General features: G+C 72.6%; 18 protein-coding genes and 1 riboswitch. Of the genes, 12 read left to right on the top strand and 6 right to left on the bottom strand.

All coding sequences use genetic code 11. The features are described 5' to 3' along the window. Nucleotides 1–8: 8 nt before the first annotated feature. Nucleotides 9–1,886, top strand: coding sequence for a putative nucleotidyltransferase substrate binding domain-containing protein (locus KUV85_RS13720; RefSeq protein ID WP_219960454.1), 1,878 nt, complete (start codon nucleotides 9–11; stop codon nucleotides 1,884–1,886). Beyond that, nucleotides 1,883–2,572 (top strand): exonuclease domain-containing protein, encoded by a 690-nt coding sequence (locus KUV85_RS13715; protein ID WP_219960453.1) that lies wholly within the window; start codon nucleotides 1,883–1,885, stop codon nucleotides 2,570–2,572. Before KUV85_RS13720 ends, KUV85_RS13715 begins: the two co-directional genes overlap by 4 nt. A 208-nt stretch (nucleotides 2,573–2,780) precedes the next feature. Here the strand turns inward: KUV85_RS13715 and KUV85_RS13710 are convergent, their stop codons facing one another. After that, complete coding sequence (locus tag KUV85_RS13710) at nucleotides 2,781–4,424, bottom strand: acyl-CoA dehydrogenase family protein (RefSeq protein WP_219960452.1); 1,644 nt, start codon at nucleotides 4,422–4,424, stop codon at nucleotides 2,781–2,783. Between the two features lie 4 nt (nucleotides 4,425–4,428). After that, nucleotides 4,429–5,349: a crotonase/enoyl-CoA hydratase family protein gene (locus tag KUV85_RS13705; protein WP_219960451.1), complete on the bottom strand. Its 921-nt coding sequence runs from the start codon at nucleotides 5,347–5,349 to the stop codon at nucleotides 4,429–4,431. Nucleotides 5,350–5,411: 62 nt separating this feature from the next. On the opposite strand from KUV85_RS13705, the gene KUV85_RS13700 reads away from it, so the two are divergent. Beyond that, a complete protein-coding gene (locus KUV85_RS13700) occupies nucleotides 5,412–6,143 on the top strand; it encodes a PaaX family transcriptional regulator C-terminal domain-containing protein (protein ID WP_219960450.1) in 732 nt (243 codons plus the stop codon). Nucleotides 6,144–6,224: 81 nt separating this feature from the next. On the opposite strand, the gene KUV85_RS13695 is transcribed toward KUV85_RS13700, so the two are convergent. After that, complete coding sequence (locus KUV85_RS13695) at nucleotides 6,225–6,770, bottom strand: hypothetical protein (protein WP_219960449.1); 546 nt, start codon at nucleotides 6,768–6,770, stop codon at nucleotides 6,225–6,227. 209 nt (nucleotides 6,771–6,979) lie between these two features. Here KUV85_RS13695 and KUV85_RS13690 point away from each other — a divergent pair, with 209 nt between their 5' ends. From KUV85_RS13690 to KUV85_RS13670, 5 genes are all read left to right on the top strand, one after another. Further along, nucleotides 6,980–7,600, top strand: a complete 621-nt coding sequence (locus KUV85_RS13690) for a hypothetical protein (RefSeq protein ID WP_219960448.1) — start codon at nucleotides 6,980–6,982, stop codon at nucleotides 7,598–7,600. Between the two features lie 101 nt (nucleotides 7,601–7,701). Beyond that, nucleotides 7,702–8,673: an AurF N-oxygenase family protein gene (locus KUV85_RS13685; protein ID WP_219960447.1), complete on the top strand. Its 972-nt coding sequence runs from the start codon at nucleotides 7,702–7,704 to the stop codon at nucleotides 8,671–8,673. 12 nt (nucleotides 8,674–8,685) lie between these two features. Continuing rightward, nucleotides 8,686–10,194 (top strand): FAD-dependent oxidoreductase, encoded by a 1,509-nt coding sequence (locus KUV85_RS13680; protein ID WP_219960446.1) that lies wholly within the window; start codon nucleotides 8,686–8,688, stop codon nucleotides 10,192–10,194. 73 nt (nucleotides 10,195–10,267) lie between these two features. Beyond that, entirely contained in the window at nucleotides 10,268–11,173 is a 906-nt protein-coding gene (locus KUV85_RS13675; protein WP_219960445.1) for an SDR family oxidoreductase, read from the top strand. A gap of 10 nt (nucleotides 11,174–11,183) precedes the next feature. Continuing rightward, entirely contained in the window at nucleotides 11,184–12,656 is a 1,473-nt protein-coding gene (locus KUV85_RS13670; protein WP_219960444.1) for a flavin-containing monooxygenase, read from the top strand. Nucleotides 12,657–12,724: 68 nt separating this feature from the next. On the opposite strand, the gene KUV85_RS13665 is transcribed toward KUV85_RS13670, so the two are convergent. Beyond that, nucleotides 12,725–13,012, bottom strand: a complete 288-nt coding sequence (locus KUV85_RS13665; RefSeq protein ID WP_219960443.1) for a hypothetical protein — start codon at nucleotides 13,010–13,012, stop codon at nucleotides 12,725–12,727. Between the two features lie 289 nt (nucleotides 13,013–13,301). Between KUV85_RS13665 and KUV85_RS13660 the strand changes: the two genes are divergently transcribed. The 3 genes from KUV85_RS13660 to KUV85_RS13650 are packed head-to-tail and all read left to right on the top strand — an operon-like array spanning nucleotide 13,302 to nucleotide 15,293. Then, nucleotides 13,302–13,631, top strand: a complete 330-nt coding sequence (locus tag KUV85_RS13660; RefSeq protein ID WP_425299407.1) for an ArsR/SmtB family transcription factor — start codon at nucleotides 13,302–13,304, stop codon at nucleotides 13,629–13,631. A gap of 1 nt (nucleotide 13,632) precedes the next feature. Beyond that, nucleotides 13,633–14,349 (top strand): cation transporter, encoded by a 717-nt coding sequence (locus KUV85_RS13655; RefSeq protein WP_219960442.1) that lies wholly within the window; start codon nucleotides 13,633–13,635, stop codon nucleotides 14,347–14,349. Between the two features lie 50 nt (nucleotides 14,350–14,399). Beyond that, on the top strand, nucleotides 14,400–15,293 hold the full coding sequence (locus KUV85_RS13650; RefSeq protein WP_219960441.1) for a haloalkane dehalogenase: 894 nt from the start codon (nucleotides 14,400–14,402) through the stop codon (nucleotides 15,291–15,293). 16 nt (nucleotides 15,294–15,309) lie between these two features. Here the strand turns inward: KUV85_RS13650 and KUV85_RS13645 are convergent, their stop codons facing one another. Continuing rightward, a complete protein-coding gene (locus tag KUV85_RS13645) occupies nucleotides 15,310–15,624 on the bottom strand; it encodes a DMT family transporter (RefSeq protein ID WP_219960440.1) in 315 nt (104 codons plus the stop codon). A gap of 9 nt (nucleotides 15,625–15,633) precedes the next feature. Further along, nucleotides 15,634–15,699: riboswitch (guanidine-III (ykkC-III) riboswitch) on the bottom strand. Between the two features lie 59 nt (nucleotides 15,700–15,758). Beyond that, nucleotides 15,759–16,223: a MarR family winged helix-turn-helix transcriptional regulator gene (locus KUV85_RS13640; RefSeq protein WP_219960439.1), complete on the bottom strand. Its 465-nt coding sequence runs from the start codon at nucleotides 16,221–16,223 to the stop codon at nucleotides 15,759–15,761. Between the two features lie 104 nt (nucleotides 16,224–16,327). Between KUV85_RS13640 and KUV85_RS13635 the strand changes: the two genes are divergently transcribed. After that, entirely contained in the window at nucleotides 16,328–17,149 is an 822-nt protein-coding gene (locus tag KUV85_RS13635; RefSeq protein WP_219960438.1) for an alpha/beta fold hydrolase, read from the top strand. Nucleotides 17,150–17,196 lie beyond the last annotated feature (47 nt).

Genomic DNA, 17,196 nt, shown 5'->3' with positions numbered 1-17,196 from the left:
GTGACCCCATGACGGCCGAGCTGGACGAGGTACGCCGCTTCCTGGCCGACCACCCGCCGTTCGACCGGCTGCCCGAGGACGACCTCACCCGTCTCCCGCGGCGGCTCGAGGTCGCCTACTTCCGGCGCGGCACGGTGCTGCGCGACGTGGGCGAGGCCAACGACGACCTCTTCGTGGTGCGTTCGGGCGGCATCGACGTGCACGACGGCGACCGACTCGTGGCGCGACGTGGCGTCGGGGAGGCGGCGGGCATCTCCACGTTGACCCTGGAGGGCCTCGAGGGCCGGATGGGACTGCGACTCACAGCGTACGAGGACACGCTGGCACTCGTGATGCCCGGCGAGGTGTTCCGCGACCTGGCCGAGCGGCACCCGACCTTCCGGCTGCACTACGTCGAGCACGAGGCGGCCCGGCTCCAGCACGCCCTGACGACGGTGCAACAGCCCCGCACCGGCGGGGTGGTGCTCCGCACCCGCGTCGGCGACCTCGTACGCCGCGCCCCCGTCGCCGTCGGCCCCGACGCCTCGGTCCGGGAGGCGGCCGCCCACATGCGCGACGAGGGCGTGTCCTCGGTGCTGATCACGCGCGACGGCGCGCTGCTGGGGATCCTCACCGACCGCGACCTGCGTACCCGGGTCGTGGCGGCGGACCGCAGCCCGGACGACGCGGTGACGACGGTGATGTCGGCCGAGCCGTTCACCGTGGAGAGCAGCAGCCTGGCCTTCGAGCTGATGCTGGAGATGACCGGCCGCACCATCCACCACGCGCCGGTGCTCGAGCGCGGCCGCGTGATCGGCGTGGTCACCTCGACCGACCTGCTGCGACTGGAGCGCACGAACCCGATCTACCTGGTGGGCGACATCGGCAAGCAGGACAGCGTGGCCGCGCTCGCCGAGGCCAGCCGGATGACGCCGCGGGTGGTGGAGAGCCTGGTCGACCAGGACGCGACCGCCGACGACATCGGCCGCATGGTGAGCGCGATCGGCGACGCGATCGAACGACGCCTCCTCTCCCTCCTGGTGGGTGACCTGGAGCGGGACCTCGGGCCCGCGCCGACCGCGTACTGCTGGGTGGCGCTGGGCTCACGGGCACGGCTCGAGCAGGGCCTGGCCAGCGACCAGGACCACGGGCTGGTGCTCGGCGGGCCGGTCGAGGGCGAGGCGGCGACGTGGTTCGAGCGGCTGACGACCGGCATGGTCGACGGGCTCGCGGCGTGCGGCTACCCGCCCTGCCTGGGCGACAAGATGGCCAGCAACCCGCGCTGGCGGCAGCCGGTGGCGGGGTGGACCGACCACGTCGACCGCTGGCTGCGGCGACCGACGCCGGAGGCCATCCTGGACGCATCGGTGTTCTTCGACATGCGGCCGGTGGCCGGCGACCCCTCGCTCCACGCCGCCGTCGCTGACCACGTGCGGACCCGCGCGCCCGAGGCCGACATCTTCCTGCTCCACCTCGCGGGGCTCGCGGTGCGACCGCCGCCGTTGGGGTTCTTCCGTGGCTTCGTGCTGGAGAAGGACGGCAAGCACCGCGACACGCTGGACCTGAAGAAGGGCGGCGTGCACGCCGTGGTCGGCATCGGCCGGCTGCACGCGCTGGCGCACGGCCTGCCGGCGGTCAACACCCATGAGCGGCTGGCGGCCGCCGCCGACGCGGGCGCGATGTCGGCCGGCGACGTGGCCGACCTGCGCGACGCCTTCGAGTTCCTCTCCTACGTGCGGCTGCGCCACCACGCGCAGCAGGTGCGGGCCGGTGCGGAGCCGGACAACTTCGTCGCCCCCGGTGAGCTGTCGGGCTTCGACCGGCGCACCCTGCGTGACGCCTTCGAGGTGGTCCGGCGCGCGCAGCGGGGCGTCGAGATGCGCTACCCGGTCCGGAACGTGACGTGAGGGCCCCGACCTGGTGGCGTGAACGGCAACGGCGCCGGCTCGCCGCGCGGACCGAGGAGCCCGTCGTACGCCGTCACCTGGCGCAGGCACCACCCGACGACCGCACCCCGCTGGCCGAGCTGCGGCTGCTCGCGGTCGACCTGGAGACGACGGGACTGGATCCGCAGCGCGACGAGATCCTCAGCGTCGGGTGGGTGCCGATCGACGCGGGCCGCGTCGTGCTCTCGGGCGCCGAGGAGCTGCTGGTGCGTCCCAGCGGTGACGTCGGTGCGTCGGCGACGATCCACGGCCTGACCGACGACGCGGTCGCCGCGGGCACGTCGCCGGCCGACGCGTTGGCGGTGCTGCTGCCGCTGCTGGAGGGGCGCGTGTTGGTGGCCCACCACTCCGCGCTCGACGTGGGGTTCCTGCAGGCGGCCGCCCGGCGGCTCTCCGGCGTCACGCCGCCGATCGCCTCGGTCTGCACCCTGGAGCTCGAACGACGCGACCTCGACCGCCGCGGCGTCCAGCTCCTCGACGGCACGCTCCGGCTGCCCGAGTCGCGGCGCCGCCACGGCCTCCCCGACGCCCCGCTCCACACGGCACTGGGTGACGCCGTCGCCTGCGCCGAGCTCTACCTCGCCCAGGCCGCCGCGATCCTCGACGCCGACCCCCGCGCCACCCTCGCCGCCGTACGCCGCCACTGAGCCACGCTCGTCGGGCTGGTCGAGCCGTGGAGGTTCACCGGGTCTCGACACGGCCTCGCTGGCGCTCGGCCGGCTCGACCACCAAGTCGGCTTGGTGGTCGAGCCGGGTCGCGAGGTACGAGCGACCCGAGTCGAGACCTCCCGTGCGTCTCGCTGATCGAGCCGGGTCGCGCAGCGACCCGAGTCGAGACCTCCCGTGCGTTCGCGGTCAGGGGACGTCGACGAAGGAGCGCTCCAGCAGGGGCGCGAGGTCGAGGCCGGTGGGGAGGGTGCCCAACGCGCCGCCCCAGTCGCGGTCAAGGCGGGAGGCGCAGAAGGCGTCGGCGACGGCGGTCGGGGCGTGGCGCAGCAGCTGCGAGCCCTGGAAGACCAGGGCCATCTGCTCCACGATCCGGCGGGCGCGCAGCTCGATGTCGTCGAAGGAGGTGAGCTCCTTGCGCAATCGGTCGAGCGCGGCGTCGTACCGCGCGTCGACGCCGGCGGCCAGGTCGGCCTCGGCGAAGAACGCGTCCAGGGTGTGCGGCTCCCTGCCGATCGCCCGCAGCGCGTCCAGCGCCGCGACGTTGCCCGAGCCCTCCCAGATCGAGAGCAGCGGCAGCTCGCGGTAGACCCGCGCCACGTCGAAGTCCTCGATGTAGCCGTTGCCGCCCAGGCACTCCAACGCCTCGCCGGCCATGATCGGCGCGCGCTTGCACACGTAGTACTTCGTCACCGCCAGCGCGAGCCGCCGCAGCGCGGCCTCGCCCTCGTCGCCACGGATCGCGCGGTCGTTGGCACCGGCCAACCGCATCATCGCCGTCGTCGCCGCCTCCGACTCCAGCGACAGGTCGGCGAGCACGCCCCGCATCGCGGGCTGGTCGACGAGCACCTCACCGAACGCCGACCGGTGTCGCGCGTGGTGGGAGGCCATCGTCAGGGCCGTGCGCATGCCCATCGCGGAGCCGATGACGCAGTCCAGGCGGGTCATGTTGACCATCTCGATGATGGTCCGCACGCCGCGGCCCTCCTCGCCGACCAGCCAACCGAGCGCGCCGTCGTACTCGATCTCCGACGAGGCGTTGGACCTGTTGCCCAGCTTGTCCTTGAGCCGCAGGAAGCGCACCGGGTTGGCCCCGCCGCCGGGCTGCACGCGCGGCACCAGGAAGCACGAGAGGCCGCCGGGGGCCTGCGCGAGCGTGAGGAACATGTCCGACATCGGTGCCGAGGTGAACCACTTGTGCCCGACGAGCGCGTAGGTCCCGTCCTCCTGTGGCGTCGCGGTCGTGGTGTTGGCCCGCACGTCCGAGCCGCCCTGCTTCTCCGTCATCGACATGCCCGCGATGAGGCCGCGCTTGGTCTCGGGGTCCCGCAGGCCGAAGTCGTACTCGCGGCTGGTCAGCAGCGGCTCGAACCGCGCCGCCAGGTCGGCGTTGGCCCGCAGGGCCGGGACGACGGCGTAGGTCATCGAGACGGGGCAACCGTGGCCCGCGTCGACGGACCAGACCATGAACTTCGCCGCGCGGGCCACGTGGGCACCCGGCCGCTCGTCGGCCCACGGTGCCGCGTGCAGCCCGTGGGACACGGCGGTCTCCATCAGCTGGTGGTACGCCGGGACGTACTCGACCTCGTCGACGCGGTGGCCGTAGCGGTCGTGGGTGTGCAGCCGCGGCGGCACCCGCTCCGCGAGCCGGCCCCAGTCCTGCGCCTCGGCGGTGCCGGCGAGGCGGCCGAGCTCGGTGACCTCCGGGAGCGCCCAGCCGGCGCCCTCGCGCTCGAGGCCCTCGCGCAGGGCCGGGTTCTGCGAGGTGTCGTGGCCGACGAGCGGCGTGGCCTGGTTGAAGACCTCGTGAGTGGTGTGGGGGGTGCTGGTCATGGGTTCATCCCTTGTTGGTGGAGGGTCCGTGGTCGTCGTACGGCGCGGCGTCGCGCTCGCGCACGGCCTGCCGGAAGCCGACCTCGGCCGCGCGTTCGGCGAAGGCGTAGCCCTCGCGGGTGTGACGGGAGACCCCGTCGAAGACGGTGCTGATCAGCTGGGACTGGTGCACGCCCTGGGACATCAGCGCGGAGTTGAGGGCGAGCTTGACCATCATCAGCTGGTTGACCGGCATCGCGGCGATGCGCTGGACCAACACCTCGGTGCGCTCGTCGAGCTCGTCGGCAGGGGCGCACTCCACGGCGAGACCCCACTCCACTGCTTCGGTGCCCGAGAGGCAGTCGCCGGTCAGCAGCAGCCGCTTGGCCCGCTGGTCACCGAGCCGGTGGGCCCACATCCCGGCACTGGGCACGCCCCACACGCGGGTCGGCGGGTAGCCGATCTTGGCGTCGTCGGCGATGACGATCTGGTCGCAGTGCAGCGCGATGTCGGTGCCGCCGGCGACGCAGAAGCCGTGCACCTTCGCCACCGTCGGCTTGTCGGCGTGCAGCAGGCTCGCGTAGCCCCTGGTGAAGCGGCTCATCATCGCGTAGTCGACCATCGGGTCCCAGGTCTGCGACGGGTCGTGGTTGTCGATGGCCTGCTCGGCGAAGGCCGAGAGGTCGTAGCCGCCGCAGAAGCCCTTGCCGCGTCCCGACAGCACGATCACGTGGACGCGGGGGTCGAGGTCGGCCCGCTCGACGGCGTCGGCGAGCTCGCGCGGCGTGGCGGTGGTGATCGCGTTGCCCTGCTCGGGCCGGTCGAACGTCAGCCGCGCCACCCGGCCGTCGACCTCGTAGGTGAGCGTTTCGTACGACGTCACCGGGGTCTCGACAGGCTCGACCACCGACCGATCGACGTCGCGCCACGGGGCTTCCTCGCTCATGGGTTGATGTTACGTCTACCCCAACAGTTGTGTCCATGAATGTAATGCGCGACGATCGTCGGGTGACCGTGACGAAGGCCGACCTGGCGCCGCTGCCGGCGCGCTCGGTCGCCCTCTCGCTGCTGCTCGGGTCACATCCGGACCGGATGAGCCCGGCCGACCTCACCCGGCGCGGGGAGCACCTCGGCGTGCCCGCCCCCACGATGCGGGTGGCCCTCACCCGCGCGGTGGCCGCCGGCGACCTCCGCCGTGTCGACGGCGACTACGCGCTCGGCGAGCGACTCGCCGCCCGGCAACGGCGGCAGGACGAGGGCGTCGACGACGCGGAGGCCGCATGGGACGGCTCGTGGGAGATGGCCGTGGTGGTGGTGACCGGGCGCTCCGGCGCGGATCGGGCGGCCCTGCGCGACACGCTGGCCGGCCACCGGCTGGCCGAGCTGCGCGAGGGCGTGTGGACCCGCCCTGCCAACCTGCGCCGGCCGCTGGCGCCGGGCGAGGCGTCGGCCTCGGTGCTCCAGGTCTTCCGTGCCACCCCGGCGGAGGACCCGGCCACGCTCGCGGCCCGACTGTGGGACCTGGCGGCGTGGGCCGCCGACGGCGAGGCGATGCTCGACCTGCTCGCGCGGACCCGCGAACCTGCCCTGCGCCTCGCCGCGGCGGCCCGGATCGTGCGGCACCTGGCCGCCGACCCGCTCCTCCCCGCCTCCCTGCTCCCCCCTGACTGGCCCGGCCCGCGACTGCGGACGGCGTACGCCGCCTATCAGGCCGAGCTGCGCGAACTCGACCTGCGCTGAGGTCGGGCAGGACGTCGCACCAAGCGATTTCGTTGCCCCAGGGCTCGGGAGGGGACGAACTCGCTTGGTACGACGAGCCGGTCAGCGACCGCCGAGGACGCCCGCGTCGTAGGCCTTGAGGACCGACTCCTTGTCGGCCTCGGTGAGGTCGCCGTCGGCGACGGCCTCGTCGAGCCGCTCCTCCAGCGTGTCGCGGTGCTCGGCCCGGGCCTCGCCGCGGACCTCCTCCAACGCCGCCGTGACCTCGTCCTCGGTCAGGTCGAGCTCGGTGGCCAGCGCGGAGACCAGCGCGTCGCGCATCGCGTCGCGGTCCGGCCGCTCACCCTCGTCGCGGTCACCATCGGGACGCAGTTCGTCGCGGACGGCCGAGAAGGCGTCTTGCAGCTCGTCCTCGCTCACGCCCAGGGCGTCCGCGAGGCCCTCCAGGCGGTCGCCGCCGAACGGCCCACCGTGCCGGCCGTGGCCGCGTCGGTCGCCGTCGGAGTCCTCGCCGCGCGCCTGCTGGCTCGTGGTGTCGTCGGTGCCGCCGGAGTCGTCCGCGGATGCCAGGGCGACGCCGCCGACGGTCAGGCCGGCAGCAGCCACGCCGGCGGCGATGCCGGTGCGCAGTGCGGTGGTGCGGTGCATGGTGGGTCTCCTTCGTCTCGGTGTGAGGCACCACGGTGCGCGCCGAACCTGTCACGAACCTGTGAGTCGGGCCGTGGGTTTGCTGAGTGCCCGAGCTGCGGCGGTCTCGACACGGCCTCGCTGGCGCTCGACCGGCTCGACCAGCAAGGAAGGAGCGGCAGCGCTGGGCCTAGGATCAGCCACTCCACCCCCGCGCGGAGAGGACGAGGATGTCGGAGGCGACGGCGTTCGAGCAGTTCGGCAGTGACTTCCTGCGGATCATCTTCCACCGGCGGCGCATCGCCGACTCGGTGGCGCGGGTGCTCGGTCCGGGCTTCGAGCTCGGCCCCATCGGCGCCGGGCCGACCCGGCGGCTGGCGAAGGTGACCGCGCGCGGCACCTATCGCACGCCGTACGCCGACAACCTGCCGGGCGAGCTGCCGGCGTTCCGGGTGACGCTGCCGGTGGACGTCGACTTCACCGTCGGTGTCGCAGGCTCCTCGATGACCTTCCACGCCGACGTGATCGTGCCGCTGCTGATCCGGTTCCGGCTCGAGCACCCGCTGGTCCTGCACTGGGACGTCACGCCGCCCGGCCAGGACGACATCCTGCTCAAGCTGGACCCCGAGACGCGGCGGTCGGCCGCCCTGCAGCGGTTCTCCACCCTGGAGGCCGACCTGCGGGGGTTCCTGATCCGGTTCGTCGACCGCGAGCTGCACAAGGAGCACGTGCAGCGAGCCACGCGGATCGACCTGGAGCAGGTCATCGACGGCAGCTGGGAGGCGCTGGCGGCCCAGTTCCTGCCGCCGTGGGAGCCGACGGTGGACTCCCTCGAGGGCGCTGTGTCCTGAGACACAATCGGCCGAAACCTGGCCAGAACTGGTTGCACTGAACACCGTGTCGCGGTTACTTTCGTGAGCACCCGATGTCCCACGGTGAGAGGTGACCACGCATGACCGCGACCGACCTGCCCGGCCAGAGCTACGACGAGATCCTCCAGACGCTGTCGGAGGCCTCCGTCGAGCAGCACTTCGACGCGTTCACCGACATCGACTGGGACAACCCCGACTGGGAGGTCCGCCGCGACGACCCCCGCTGGGTGCTGCCCTCGATCCACCCGCTGGGCCGCACCGCGTGGTACCAGTCGCTGCCGCTGGACCGCCAGATCGAGGTCGGCATCTACGTCCAGGCCAACGTCGCCAAGGTCGGCCTGCAGTTCGAGCAGGTGCTGATCAGCGGGATCATGAACCACTGCCTCACCCTCCCCAACGGTCGCCCGGAGTTCCGCTACTCCACCCACGAGGCGACCGAGGAGTGCCACCACACGCAGATGTTCCAGGAGCTGGTGAACCGCACCGGCGTCGACGCCCCCGGCGGCCCGGCCTGGTTCCGCCGCGCCGCGCCGCTGCTGCCGCTGGCCGCCGGCCCGCTGCCGTTCGTGTTCTTCATCGGCGTGCTCGCGGGCGAGGAGCCCATCGACCACCTGCAGAAGAACGTGCTGCGCGCCGGCGACCAGATGCACCCCATGGTCAGCCGCGTCATGCAGATCCACGTCGCCGAGGAGGCGCGCCACATCGGGTTCGCGCACCAGTACCTCGAGCACCGTGCGCAGTACCTCAACCGCCGCCAGCGCGCCGTGCTCTCCATCGCGATGCCGGTCATCATGCGCACCCTGTGCGACGTGATCATGAAGCCCAGCAAGCAGATGCAGCGCGACCTCGGCATCCCCCAGCACGTCATCGACGAGGTGTGGTGGGACAGCCCCGAGTCCCGCAAGGTGCTGCGCGACACCTTCCGCGACGTGCGCACGCTGGCCGAGAACCTCGGCCTGATGAACCGCACCTCGCGACGCGTGTGGCGTGCCCTGAAGATCGACGGCGACGGCTCGCGCTTCCGCAGCGAGCCGGCCAACGCCGCCACCTGACCCCCGCGCGCCATGGCCTACGTCGTCACCCAGTCGTGTTGCGCCGACGCGTCCTGCGTCGTCGCCTGCCCGGTCAACTGCATCCACCCCGCACCCGGCGAGCCCGGGTTCGCCGAGGCGGAGATGGTCCACATCGACGCCAACTCCTGCGTCGGCTGCGGGGCCTGCGTGACGGCGTGCCCGGTGGGCGCGATCGTCCCGGACCGGCTGCTGAGTGAGTCCCAGAAGCCGTTCCTGGACATCAACGCCGACTACTACGACGTCTTCCCGCACGCCGACCGCACGCCGCTCGCACTGGTGCCCGAGCAGCGCCGGCTGCAGCGGCCCGGTCCGTTCCGGGTCGCCGTCGTGGGGTCCGGACCGGCCGGCCTCTACACCGCCGACGAGCTCCTCAAGCACCCCGAGGTCACTGCGGTGGACGTCCACGACCGGCTGGGGACGCCGTACGGCCTGGTGCGCTTCGGCGTGGCACCCGACCACGTCGCCACCAAGCAGGTGACCGACCTCTTCGCCGCGATCGAGTCCGACCCGCGCTTCGGCTACCGGCTGGGGGTCCGGGTCGGCGTCGACGTGACGCTGGCGCAGCTGCGCGAGGAGTACGACGCGGTCGTGTACGCCGTCGGCGCTTCCTCCGACCGCAGCCTCGGCATCCCGGGCGAGGAGCTGCCCGGCGCGGTGGCCGCGACCGACCTGGTCGGTTGGTACAACGGTCACCCGGACCAGCGCGCGCTGGACGTGCCGCTCGCACACGAGCGGGCCGTGGTCATCGGCAACGGCAACGTCGCGCTCGACGTGGCGCGGATCCTCACCGGCGACCCGGACGCCCTCGCGCCGACCAGCATCGACCGCGACGCGCTCGCGGCGCTGCGTGGGAGCGAGGTCCGGGAGGTCGTCGTGCTCGGCCGCCGCGGCCCCGCCGAGGCGGCCTTCACCGTGCCCGAGCTGGTCGGTCTCGCCGCGCTCACCGACGTCGACGTCGTCGTGGACTGCGACCCCGCGCTCCTGGCCGGCGAGAGCCGCAAGGTGCAGCTGCTCCGCGACATCGCGGACCGCCCGGTCGACCCGACCGCCGGCCGGCGCCGGATCGTGCTGCGCTTCGCCGCCTCGCCCGTCGCCGTCACCGGCACCGACCGGGTGACCGGCGTCCGGGTCGTGCGCAACCGCCTCGTCACCGGCGAGGACGGCCGCGTCCGGCCCGAGCCGACCGAGGACTACGACGACCTGCCTGCCGGCCTGGTGGTCCGCTCGATCGGCTTCAAGGGCCGTCCGGTGACCGACCTGCCCTTCGACGACGCGACCGGCACCGTGCCGCACCAGCAGGGGCGCGTTGCCCCCGGCGTGTACGTCGCCGGCTGGATCAAGCGCGGCCCGTCCGGCTTCATCGGCACCAACAAGACCTGCGCGCAGGAGACCGTCGCCAGCATCCTGGACGACTTCGACAGCGGCGCCGCCGGCCGCACCGCCCAGGATGCCGAGCGAGTCGGCGCCAACTCGGCCGCCATGCCCGTCGAGTCGGCGTGAACTCGGCGATGTTGGCCGCCGAGTCGGCGTGAACTCGGCCCACCGCACCCCGCACCACCGACCAAGGAGACCCATGTCCCGTACGCAGCGCCCCGACGGCAACGACCGGCTGACCGGGAAGGTCGCGCTGATCACCGGCGCGGCCCGCGGCATCGGCGCCGAGACCGCCCGCGCCCTCGCCGCCCGCGGCGTACGCCTCGTGCTGACCGACGTCGACGAGCCGCCGCTGACCGCGCTGGCCGCCGAGCTCGGCGAGGAGCAGGTGCTCGCCACGGTCGCCGACGTCACCGACCTGGCCTCGATGGAGGCCGTCGCGGCCGCGGCCGTCGAGCGCTTCGGTGGCATCGACCTGGTGCTGGCCAACGCCGGCATCGCCTCCTACGGCTCGGTGGCCGAGGTGGACCCCGCGACGTTCAAGCGCGTCCTGGACATCAACGTCCTCGGCGTCTTCCACACCGTGCGCGCCGCGCTGCCCAGCGTCACCGAGCGGCAGGGGTACATCCTGGTCGTGTCCTCGCTGGCGGCCTTCACCCCGGCGCCGGGGCTCGCGGCGTACAACGCCTCCAAGGCCGGGGTCGAGCACTTCGCCAACGCGCTGCGCCTGGAGCTGGGCTGGCAGGGCGTCGGCGTCGGCACCGCCCACATGTCCTGGATCGACACCCCGCTGGTGCAGGACGCCAAGGCCGACCTCAGCGCGTTCGGCAAGATGCTCGCGGCCATGCCCTACCCGCTGAGCAAGACCACCGACGTCGACTCCTGCGTCGCCGCCTTCGTGAAGGCGCTCGAGCGGCGCAGCCGCCACGCCTACGTGCCCGGCTGGGTCGGCGCCATCGCCCAGGGCCGCAACATCGCCGCCAGCCGCTTGGTGCAGAAGGTGATGGACCGCGAGACGCCGCGCCTGCTGCCGCTGATGGACGATGAGGTACGCCGTCTCGGGCGCTCGACCAGTGCCCGCAACACCTCCGTCTCGGGAGGATGAGGAGATCCCCATGACCGAGCACCTCGACTTCCTGATCGTCGGCGCCGGGCTGTCCGGCGTGGACGCGGCGTACCACTTCTCCCAGCGGTTCCCCGACCGCTCGTACGCGCTGCTGGAGATGCGCGGCGCGATGGGCGGCACGTGGGACCTGTTCCGCTACCCGGGCGTGCGGTCGGACTCCGACATGTACACCCTGGGCTTCAAGTGGAAGCCCTGGACCGGCTCGCAGGCGATCGCCGAGGGCACCGACATCCGTGCCTACATCCGCGAGGCGGCGCAGGAGCACGGCATCGACCAGCACGTGCGCTACCACCACAAGCTGGTGCGGGCGGACTTCTCCACCGCCGAGGCGCGCTGGCACGTCGAGGTCGAGCGCACCGACACCGGTGAGCTGGTCGAGTTGACCGCCGACTTCCTCATGTCGACCTCGGGCTACTACCGCTACGACGAGGGCTTCACCCCGCACTTCGAGGGCCGCGAGGACTTCGCCGGCGAGATCGTGCACCCCCAGCACTGGCCCGAGGACCTGGACTACCAGGGCAAGCGGGTCGTGGTGATCGGGTCGGGCGCCACCGCGGTGACGCTGATCCCGTCACTGGCCGACTCCGGCGCGGGCCACGTGACGATGCTGCAGCGCACGCCGACCTACATCATCAGCCAGCCGCAGAACGACCCGATCGCCAAGGGGATGCAGCGGGCGCTGCCGGCCGGGCTGGCCTCGACGCTGACGCGGGCGCGCTACCTCGCCACCCACATCGGCTTCTACGAGTTCTGCCAGAAGCGTCCCCGCGCGGCCCGTGGGCTGCTGCGCAAGATGCTCGAGCGCCAGCTCCCTGAGGACATCGCCTTCGACGAGCACTTCGCGCCGCCGTACGACCCGTGGGACCAGCGACTGTGCCTGGTGCCGGGGGGCGACCTCTTCAAGGCGCTGCGGCGCCACACCGTCGACATGGTCACCGACCACATCGAGCGCTTCACCGAGCAGGGCATCCTGCTGCGGTCGGGCCGCGAGATCGAGGCCGACATCATCGTCACCGCGACCGGGCTCAACCTGCTCGCGTTCGGTGGTGCCGAGCTGGCCGTGGACGGCGAGGAGGTCTCGCTGCCGGAGACGATGGCCTACAAGGGGCTGATGCTCTCGGGCATCCCGAACTTCGCCTTCATCGTCGGCTACACCAACGCCTCCTGGACGCTCAAGGCCGACCTGGTGTGCGAGTACGTCGTGCGCCTGCTCGAGCACATGACGACCACCGGCCAGCAGATGGTGGTGCCACGGCGCGACCACAGCGTCGAGGAACAGCCGTTCCTCGACTTCGCCGCCAACTACGTGCTGCGCTCGGTGGACGAGTTCCCCAAGCAGGGCTCGCAGGAGCCGTGGCGACTGAAGATGAACTACTTCAAGGACCGCAAGGTCTTCGCCCGGCCGGTCGACGACGACGCCCTGGAGTTCTCCAGCCCGGCGCCGGCCGAGGTCGCCGGCTGACCCGTCGCGACGTCGTACGGTCGGGGGGCGCCCGGACGCGCCGGCCGTACGACGTCAGCGGCGCGCGCTCACTTCGTGACGGCGCGGTGGATCTCCTCGAGCTTGCCCTGCATCGCGGGGATCTCCTTGATCAGTGCGATCTCGTCACTGAGGTCGGACAGCAGCCCCTCGACGCGACCGAGGACGTCGCGCACCTCGCCGAGCGTCTCGTCGACGCTGCTCATCCTGCCGTCGACCCGGGACAGGGTGCCGTCGACCGAGCTCAGCGTCCCGTCGACCTCCTCCAGGGTCTGGCCGGCGCCCTTGAGCACCTTGTCCGCTCGCTTCAGGGTGTCGGCCACCGGGTTGATCCCCATGGGTCCTCCTCGCTCGTGTGCTCGGTCGCACCGTTGTGTGCGACACGGCGTCCACCCTGAATCCTAGTGCGACGCGGGTCACGCCGCGGCGGATTGACGCACAGCCAGTTGGCGTTATCATCGCTGCATGGCGATGAATGACGGGTCTCGACAGGCTCGACCGACGGAGCCGGCGCGACCGACGGAGCCGGCGCGACCGACGGACGAGGGTGCGGCCCGGTCGACCGCTGCGGAGCAGCCGGGGCTGACGGAGCCGGAGCCGCCGGTGGCGAACGAGGCCACCACCGAGGTGGACGAGGCGGCTGCGGCAGCCGCCGCCGCGTGCCTCTTCCGGGCGCTCGGCGACCCGCGGCGCCTGACGATCCTGCGCCACCTGCTGCTCGGCGAGCACAACGTCGGCGAGCTCACCGCCCACCTGGGCCTGGCGCAGTCCACGGTCTCCAAGCACCTGGCGTGCCTGCGCGACTGCGGACTGGTCAGCTCGCGCGCCGTCGGGAGGTCGTCGGTCTTCTCCGTCGCGGTGCCCGAGGTCGTACTCCGCGTCCTCGGCGCGACCGAGGAGTTGCTCGCCGCCACCGGCGACGCGGTGGTGCTGTGCCCGACCACCGGGGAGGAATGAGATGAGCACCCACGTGCACTCCGAGACCTACGCCGTCGACGCGGCCACCCGCGACCGGCTGGGCCGGCGCGCCCAGTGGCTGGCGGGCGCCTCGGTGGCCTACAACGCCGTCGAGGCCGTGATCGCCATCAGTGCCGGCCTGGTCGCCGGCTCGATCGCGCTGGTCGGCTTCGGCCTCGACTCGGTGGTCGAGGTGAGCAGCGGGCTGATCGTGCTGTGGCAGTTCCGCCACCGCTGGCCGGAGTCGCGGGAGCGCCGTGCGCTGCGGCTGATGGCGCTGTCGTTCTTCGCGCTCGCCGGCTACGTGACGTTCGAGTCGGTGCGGTCGCTGGTGACCGCCCACGAACCCGAGACGTCCGCGGTCGGGATCGGGCTGGCGATCGCCTCGATCATCATCATGCCGTTCCTGTCCTGGGCGCAGCGGCAGACGGGTCGCGGCCTGGGCTCCAACGCGGTCGTGGCCGACTCGACCCAGACGGCGCTGTGCGCCTACATGTCCTTCGTGCTGCTGGCCGGCCTGCTGCTCAACGCGGCCCTGGGCTGGGCGTGGGCCGACCCGGTCGCGGGCCTGGTGATCGCCGCGGTCGCCGCCCGTGAGGGCGTGAAGGCGTGGCGGGGCGAGGGCTGCGCGTGCGGCGGCGCCGTGCTGCCCGACGCCGTCACCGAGGAGGCGGCGCCCGCCGACGCGTGCTGCGGCGACGGCCACTGCGGCGACTGATCCGGCCGGCGGGGATACTCGACCCAGCCGAGGAGAGAGGAACCCCCGCCGTGGACGTACTCCGCACCCCCGACGAGCGCTTCGCCGACCTGCCCGACTTCCCCTTCGCGCCGCACTACGTCGACGTGGCCGCCGAGGGCACGCCGTCGCTGCGGATGCACTACCTCGACGAGGGACCGCGCGACGGGACGCCGGTGGTGCTGTTGCACGGCGAGCCGACGTGGAGCTACCTCTACCGCACGATGGTGCCGCCGCTGGTGGCCACCGGCCACCGGGTCCTCGTGCCGGACCTGGTCGGCTTCGGACGCTCCGACAAGCCGACCGCGGTCACGGACTACACCTACGCCCGCCACGTGGCGTGGGTCCACGCCTGGTTCGAGGCCGTCGGGGTGCGGGACGCGACGATCTTCGTGCAGGACTGGGGGTCGCTGATCGGACTGCGGCTCGCGGCCGAGCAGGACCACCTCGTGGGCCGGATCATGGTCGCCAACGGCTTCCTTCCCACCGGTGACCGGCCGCCCTCGCCGGCCTTCCGCGCCTGGCGTGGCCTCGCCCGCTGGAGCCCGGTCTTCCCCGCGGGCCGCATCGTGGCCACCGCGACCGTCGAGAGGGTCCCCGCACCGGTGCGGGCGGCGTACGACGCGCCGTTCCCGTCGGCGAGGTACCAGGCGGGAGCCCGCGCGTTCCCCCGTCTCGTGCCGACCTCGCCGGACGACCCGGCGACGCCGGCCAACCGTGCCGCGTGGGAGTCGCTCGGTCGGTGGGAGAAGCCGCTGCTGGCGGTCTTCGGACGCAACGACCCGATCCTGGGCAAGGCCGACGCCCGGCTGATCCGGCACGTGCCGGGCGCCGCGGGGCAGCCCCACGCCCGGATCCGCGGGGGCCACTTCGTGCAGGAGGACTGCGGACCCGAGCTGGCGCAGCGGCTGATCGCCTGGGGCTGAGCCACGCCGGGGAGGCTCAGTGGGCCAGCTTCAGGCCCACGATGCAACCGACCAGGCCGAGCAGCAGCACGACCTTGACCACGCTGACGGCCTCCTCGCCGGTGACCATCCCGTGGCACACCGCGAGCGAGGCGCCCACGCCCACCCACACGGCGTACGCCGTCCCGGTGGGCAGGTCGCGCATGGCCCAGGCGAGGCCGAGCATGCTGATGACCAGCGCGACCCCGAAGACGACCGAGGGGCCGAGCCGCGTGAAGCCCTCGGAGCGACCGAGGGCGACGGCCCAGACGGCCTCGAAGATGCCGGAGACGATGAGCACGAGCCAGGACATGACCACACCAGGTGGCCGTCTTGTCGCGCGCCGGGTACGGCTCCCTCGTCCGGTGGGCCGATCGCCGGCCCGCACCCGAGGCTAGCAACACCGGCAGCCGTTGGCACCTCGGCGCGGCTCCTACCGGCGGCGACTCAGTCCTCGCGCGCCACGGCGTCCTCCATGGCCACCGACGCCCGACGCAGGACCAGCTGCAGGTCACGCACCTCGTCGGCGCTGAGCCCGAAGTCCTCCCGGATGGTGCACTGCACCCGCTCGGTGGCCTCGTGCGCCTCCCAGCCGCGCTCGGCCAGCGAGAGCCGGTAGGAGCGCCGGTCGACCGGGTCGCGCTCGCGCTGGAGCAGCCCGGCGTCCTCCATGCGGCGCAGCATCGGTGTCAGCGTGGCGTGGTCGAGGCGGAGCGCGCCGACGAGGTCCTTGATGGGTGCCGGTCCGGTCGCACCGAGGACGACGATCACCAGGTACTGCGGGTAGGTGAGGCCCAGCTCCTCCAGCAGGGGCCGGTAGCGCCGGGTCATGGCGCGGGACGCTGCGTAGAGGTCGAAGCAGAGCAACTCGTCGAGCGCGGCACTCTCGGCCACGTGACGGGGGCGCGGCATCGGTGTCTCCTCCTCACGGTTGATCACCGGACTTGTCCAGCCTAGTGCCACGTGGCATGTTGTCTAGTGCACGAGACATTTCCCGAGCGGAAGGAACTCGACCCATGCCGGAGATCACCGCAGGCGACATCACGCTCCACTACACCGACAGCGGCGGCAGCGGCCGCCCCGTCGTACTGATCCACGGCTGGCCCCTCAGTGGCGCCGCGTGGTCGGAGCAGGTGCCCGCCCTCACCGAGGCCGGCCACCGCGTCATCACCTACGACCGTCGCGGCTTCGGCGAGAGCAGCAAGCCCGCCGACGGCTACGACTACGACACCTTCGCCGACGACCTGGCCGCCCTGCTGGAGGGCCTCGACCTCACCGACGTGAGCCTCGTCGGGTTCTCGATGGGCGGCGGCGAGGTCGCCCGGTACGTCGGCCGCCACGGCACCGACCGCCTGCACTCGGTCGCGTTCGCCGGCGCCGTGCCGCCGTACATGCTCAAGACCGAGGACAACCCCGACGGCGGTCCGTCCGAGGAGGACGTGCAGGGCATGGAGGAGGGCGCCCGCACCGACCGGGCGAACTTCCTCGACGGCTTCACCACCGGCTTCTTCTCCGTCGGGGAGGAGCTGAAGGTCTCCGAGGAGCAGCGCCAGGAGGCGCTGGCCCTGCAGCAGCCCGCGCGTGACGAGGCGGTCGTCGGATGCATCGACGCCTTCGCCCGCACCGACTTCCGCGCCGACCTGCCCAAGGTCGACGTGCCCGCACTGGTGCTGCACGGCGACTCCGACGCCATCGTGCCGCTGGAGGCGTCCGGCCAGCGCACCGCGGAGGCCGTCGCGGACAGCACCCTCGTGGTCATCGAGGGCGCTCCGCACGGCTTCAACGTCAGCCACGCCGCCGAGTTCAACCGCGCCCTGGTGGACTTCCTGGCCCGCTGACCCCCTGATCCGCGCCGCGGTCCCGGTTCCCGAATCCCCGGGGCCGC

Origin of the sequence: Nocardioides panacisoli (assembly GCF_019448235.1) — a bacterium.
GTDB classification, from domain to species: Bacteria; Actinomycetota; Actinomycetes; order Propionibacteriales; family Nocardioidaceae; genus Nocardioides; species Nocardioides panacisoli_A.
This window is presented reverse-complemented; position numbering and strand designations above follow the sequence as displayed.